A 4,661-nucleotide genomic window follows, 5' to 3' on the forward strand; every position below is an offset into this window, starting at 1 on the left:
AAACCTTCGATACAGCTTCCATCAAAGCCCATACCCTCAGCAAACGCATCGTCAAGCTCGTTGGGAACAACGGCAAACGACTTCATGGTGCCAAGTACGTCGGTAAACCAGAAGCGAACAAAGTGTACATCGCGGCTCTTGATGGTCTTCAAGACAAAGTCTTGGTCGGGGTTCGCGGTCATGGGCGCGTCCTTTCTCTTGTAATCCATTATACCGCGCCGTGTTTCAGCTTCGTTTCACAAGGAATTTTCTCAAAAACAGTCCTAAGCCCTTTGGGGCCTGTAAGTCAAAAAACAAGACCCAGCGCTTAGGGCCGGGTCTTGTGCAGTAACGCAATCCGTTCAACACCACAAGGAGAACTTCGGTGCCAAAGACGCCTTCATCCACAGATGGGTGAAACGGCTATTTCTTCAGATCCTCGATGTTTGCAACCTTACCGGGATACAGACCGAGGGGCTCAAAATGGATCTTACCGGCAGACACAAGGTTGGTACCATTTTTGGCATTATAGTCTTCCAGATAGGCAATGTGTTGGAAGTAGTTCGCATCCAAGCTACCATCTGCCAATGCCACGTTTGGCTGGATGTAATCGGTGAATTCTTTAACCTCCAACGTGTAGCCATGGTTGGCCAAGATATCCTTCACCTGCGCCAAAATCTCAGCATGCGGAGCGGGCGAGGCACCCACCACAATCGTGGTATCGCCACCCTTCGCGTCCTCAATTTCGGTGTTGCCCGTCACATCAAGCGGCACGACTAGACCGTCATACGTACTCTCTATAAACTGGCGAGCCGTGGCACTCTGTAATGCTTTGACGAGTGCCTGAATCTTGTTGCTATTCTCGTCGCCCGCACGCACGGCTACCACGTTGGCATACTTATCAGCCGCCTTGGATGCAGTATCTTCACGAGCAAGTGCGGAAGCGGTATCTATACCACCGCTGATAGCGTAGTTACCGTTGATAACAGCCATGTCTACATCGGGTAACGTAGTAGGCAGCGATGCTGCCTCCATCTCCACAATCTCAATGTTGTGGGGATTCTCGGCAATGTCGTTCTTGGTCGCCTCAAGACCAGCCCCGTCTTTCAACTTAATAAGACCCTGGTCCTGCAATAGCAACAACGCACGTGCTTCGTTCGTAGGGTCGGACGGCACGGCTATCTTTGCGCCCGCCGCCCCGCTGCCGCAGCCGGCCAGCGCAGCACAAGCAGCGCCCGCGATGGCCACCGTAGCAATCGTCTTCAGTATAGTCTTCGCTTTCATGGTGTCTCCCTTTCTTTCAATGAAAATCAAATGTCACAAAAGTGTGAGTCGAGGTTCTTTTTTAACAAGCAGCACGCTGTTTGTTACTTGCGCTTATCCACCTTGCGTGCGACGAGGTTTCCTGCGCTTTGAAACACCTGCACAAGCACGATGCACAAAATAAGTGCCGCCACCATGACGTCGGCCTGATAGCGCTGGTAGCCATAGCGGATGGCAATGTCACCCAAGCCACCCGCTCCCACCATACCCGCCATGGCCGAGTACCCAAACAGCGTGATGAAGGTGATGGATGCTCCACGAATAAGCGACGGCAGACTCTCATGCAAAAACACCTTGCACACGATTTGCCAAACACTTGCACCAAAACTCTGCGCGGCTTCCACGAGACCACCGTCAACTTCAGCTAAGCTCTGTTCCACCATGCGCCCCACAAAAGGCGCCGCGGCCACCACCAGGGGGACAATAGCGCCAGGAACGCCCAGTGAAGTACCCACGATAATACGTGTTAAGGGTATAAGTGCTACCAACAAAATAATAAACGGAATGGAGCGGCCAACATTAACAATCCAACCTAGCACCGCACTAAGGACGCGGTGGGGGCGCAGCCCGCCTGGAGCCGTTACTACCAACGCCACACCAAGAGGCACGCCAAGGAGGTAAGCGAACAGAGTGGCAACCACCGTCATAATCAAGGTGTCGAGCGTACCCTGAGCCAGCAATAAGCCGTATTGATCGAAAAACGCCGTGAGGAAATCCATGCTATTTCACCTGCCCGTCAATGCACGCCACGGAGTTCGTTGATGAATCAATTGCATCTGTGGGCACCGTCGTCGCAGCATCGCCAAGACACTCGTTCGTGCGAGCTACCCCGGGAACCCTTCCTTGGTCAGGCTCGCTGGATAAACTGTCATAAGCAATAAGTTCACGGGTGATGGAGCTTTGAGGATTCGAGAACACATCAGAGGTAAAGCCCTCTTCCACAATGCGACCTTCATCAATCACGGCAATGCGATTGCAAATCTTTTGTGCCACAGCCAACGAGTGAGTGATAACCACCATGGTCACGCCTAGCTCCTTGTTGATGTCTTTCAGCAAGTTCAAGATAGACACCGTGGTGCGCGTGTCAAGCGCACTTGTGGCCTCATCACAAAGCATCACCTTTGGGTTGTTCGCGAGAGCGCGAGCAATAGCCACTCGCTGCTGCTGTCCACCAGACAGCTGGCTCGGATAGCGGTCGGCCAAGGCACCCAACCCCACCAACTCCAACAATTCACTGGCTCGCAAATGAGCGGCCTCTTTTTTCTCATGACGCAACTCAAGCGGGAACGTCACATTACCTAATACCGTGCGTTGCTGAAAGAGGCTGAAATTTTGGAAGATCATGCCAATGGAGGCACGCAACTCCAGCAAATCCTTGCCCGCAAGGTTAGTCACGTCGCGACCATCGATAACGATACGGCCCTCGGTAGGCCGTTCGAGCAGATTAATACACCGCACGAGCGTAGACTTCCCCGCTCCCGATGCACCGATAATACCGAAGATATCGCCGTCTTCAATAGCCAGGCTCACGTCACGCAGCGCGTGATGAGCACCCTCAGTGGCACCATAAGTTTTTTTCAAATGTTCAAGCTGGATCATGGTGTTCTCGATCTATGTCGTTCGTACAGGATTGCGGCCGCCCCGTAAAGGTTGCAGCCACGCGAAAGCTAGGCCTGAGTGTTGGCACACGAGCCAACCAACCCAGGCTTGGGCATCAGCATGTCCATAGTATGTACGAAAAGAGAACTCATAGGTGAGTATCTTACGGGATGAGCGCTACCTGTCAAGACTTCCTTCTCGGGATACTTATGCGAATCTTCCATGATTGGCTATCTGATATACAGATAACACAGTTTTCTATTCTTCTTTAAACAGGTAAAAATGTCAAACGGCTTTCGTCAAGCATCCTCCAAGACGTCTCACGTCACCACCCCACTACGTAACAGCCGCATGACGGACAAGCGGAGAGGAGGTTCGTCTTCGCTTGTCCGAGGTTATACTTAGTTTTTATCCGTCTTTGCCGACGGTATAAGATACACAAGAGTACCGGAGGGAGACCGTTTAATGAGCACCACAAACGACTACGCAAGCATACTGACAGAGAGCGGCATCGATTATGCCGAAGCCATGGATCGATTCGGCGGCAACGCGGCGCTTTACCGTCGCCTTGCCGTGAAGTTTCTCGACGATCAGCACATAGAGGCGCTTGAAAAGGCACTGGAAGCCAGCGATATCGAACAAGCATTTCGAGAAGCGCATTCCCTCAAGGGCATCGCTGGCAACCTCTCATTCCGTGCCTCTTGCCTTATCAGCGAGGAGTTGCGTGAGGGAGACCTTGCAGCGGCCCAAGAAATCATGGAGCCTTTAAAAGAAGCGCGCGATTTAGTAACCCGGGTGCTTGAAAGGTTTTCTGCATAACGCAGCACCCGCGATGTCCATGCTATAATATTTTCAAGTACTTATCAGGCGTTTTATGGAGGTGACAGCAATGAGATTCTCCAACATTCTCGTTCCGTTCGACAAGTCTGAACATGCCGTACACGCACTCGAAATGGCCCGCGGCCTTGCAGAGGAAGACCCCGGAATCTGCATTCACGTCGTGGACGTTCTCTACGTGTCTGAGCTACCCCCCTCGTTAGGCTTAGATGCCAACCCTTACGAAAGCGTTCCTCCGCTTGCCGTAGATCCCGATCTGTACTGCAAACTTGTCGACGCCGCTTTGGCGCGCGAAAAGGAAGATATGAGTAAGACTATTGGCACTCTGCTAGATAATCTACCCAATCCCGTGCAGATTATAGCGGTGAACGCCGCTTCCATCGTAGACGGCATCAACGATTATGCACACGATCATAGCTGCGACCTCATTATTATGGGCTCACGCGGCCTTGGCCTGTTGCGCGGCATGCTCGGCAGCGTCAGCTACGGCGTACTACGCTCGTCTGAGATCCCCGTACTTATTGCAAAGGAGCCCCACAAGAAGAAGGAATCCGACAATAAGTAGGTACTACCACTGTACGCTTCTCACTACACCACTGGGGCTGTATCAAAAGTGATGCAGCCCCTTTTCACGCCCTCTCTAAAATGACGGCGCACGGTAAGCGTTTTAAAATGTGATTTATTCGAACTGCAGGCTGTCAAAAAATCAATTTGATCAGGTGATAAGGTATAATAGGGTCTGCTCTGCAACAGACCCTATTTTCAATCCCGGAGCAGACCGCTCTTGCGAACCAGCAGCAGCGTGAACAATTGCAGCGCATTTGCGACCCACTGGATGAAGGCCTGAAGAAGCCTCTCGAGCTTCTTCAGGTTGAAGCACAGCACCGCCAGCGCCACAACCGTCTGTGTCGTTTCCTTAAGCC

General features: G+C 52.2%; 6 protein-coding genes. 2 read left to right on the forward strand and 4 right to left on the reverse strand.

Annotated elements, in window-relative coordinates:
* From RR842_RS11990 to RR842_RS12005, 4 genes are all read right to left on the reverse strand, one after another.
* A partial coding sequence (locus tag RR842_RS11990) for a glutamine synthetase (protein ID WP_332729874.1) occupies positions 1 to 209 on the reverse strand: 209 nt, incomplete at its 3' end.
* 193 nt (positions 210 to 402) lie between these two features.
* The gene (locus RR842_RS11995) at positions 403 to 1,263 is read right to left on the reverse strand and encodes a MetQ/NlpA family ABC transporter substrate-binding protein (RefSeq protein ID WP_332729875.1); all 861 of its coding nucleotides are present in this window, start codon (positions 1,261 to 1,263) and stop codon (positions 403 to 405) included.
* A gap of 83 nt (positions 1,264 to 1,346) precedes the next feature.
* A complete protein-coding gene (locus RR842_RS12000) occupies positions 1,347 to 2,021 on the reverse strand; it encodes a methionine ABC transporter permease (protein ID WP_332729876.1) in 675 nt (224 codons plus the stop codon).
* A 1-nt stretch (position 2,022) separates the two neighbouring features.
* Positions 2,023 to 2,901 (reverse strand): ATP-binding cassette domain-containing protein, encoded by an 879-nt coding sequence (locus RR842_RS12005; protein ID WP_332729877.1) that lies wholly within the window; start codon positions 2,899 to 2,901, stop codon positions 2,023 to 2,025.
* A 465-nt stretch (positions 2,902 to 3,366) separates the two neighbouring features.
* Between RR842_RS12005 and RR842_RS12010 the strand changes: the two genes are divergently transcribed.
* Both RR842_RS12010 and RR842_RS12015 read left to right on the forward strand, forming a co-directional pair.
* Complete coding sequence (locus RR842_RS12010) at positions 3,367 to 3,720, forward strand: Hpt domain-containing protein (RefSeq protein WP_332729879.1); 354 nt, start codon at positions 3,367 to 3,369, stop codon at positions 3,718 to 3,720.
* A gap of 70 nt (positions 3,721 to 3,790) precedes the next feature.
* On the forward strand, positions 3,791 to 4,303 hold the full coding sequence (locus RR842_RS12015) for a universal stress protein (protein WP_332729880.1): 513 nt from the start codon (positions 3,791 to 3,793) through the stop codon (positions 4,301 to 4,303).
* The last annotated feature ends 358 nt before the right edge of the window (positions 4,304 to 4,661 follow it).

This window comes from Gordonibacter sp. (assembly GCF_036667095.1).
Taxonomy (GTDB): domain Bacteria; phylum Actinomycetota; class Coriobacteriia; order Coriobacteriales; family Eggerthellaceae; genus Gordonibacter.

Coding starts and splice junctions, on each gene's coding strand:
- RR842_RS12010 (WP_332729879.1), top strand. CDS start 3,367: ATGAGCACCACAAACGACTACGCAAGCATACTGACAGAGAGCGGCATC.
- RR842_RS11995 (WP_332729875.1), bottom strand. CDS start 1,263: ATGAAAGCGAAGACTATACTGAAGACGATTGCTACGGTGGCCATCGCG.
- RR842_RS12000 (WP_332729876.1), bottom strand. CDS start 2,021: ATGGATTTCCTCACGGCGTTTTTCGATCAATACGGCTTATTGCTGGCT.
- RR842_RS12005 (WP_332729877.1), bottom strand. CDS start 2,901: ATGATCCAGCTTGAACATTTGAAAAAAACTTATGGTGCCACTGAGGGT.
- RR842_RS12015 (WP_332729880.1), top strand. CDS start 3,791: ATGAGATTCTCCAACATTCTCGTTCCGTTCGACAAGTCTGAACATGCC.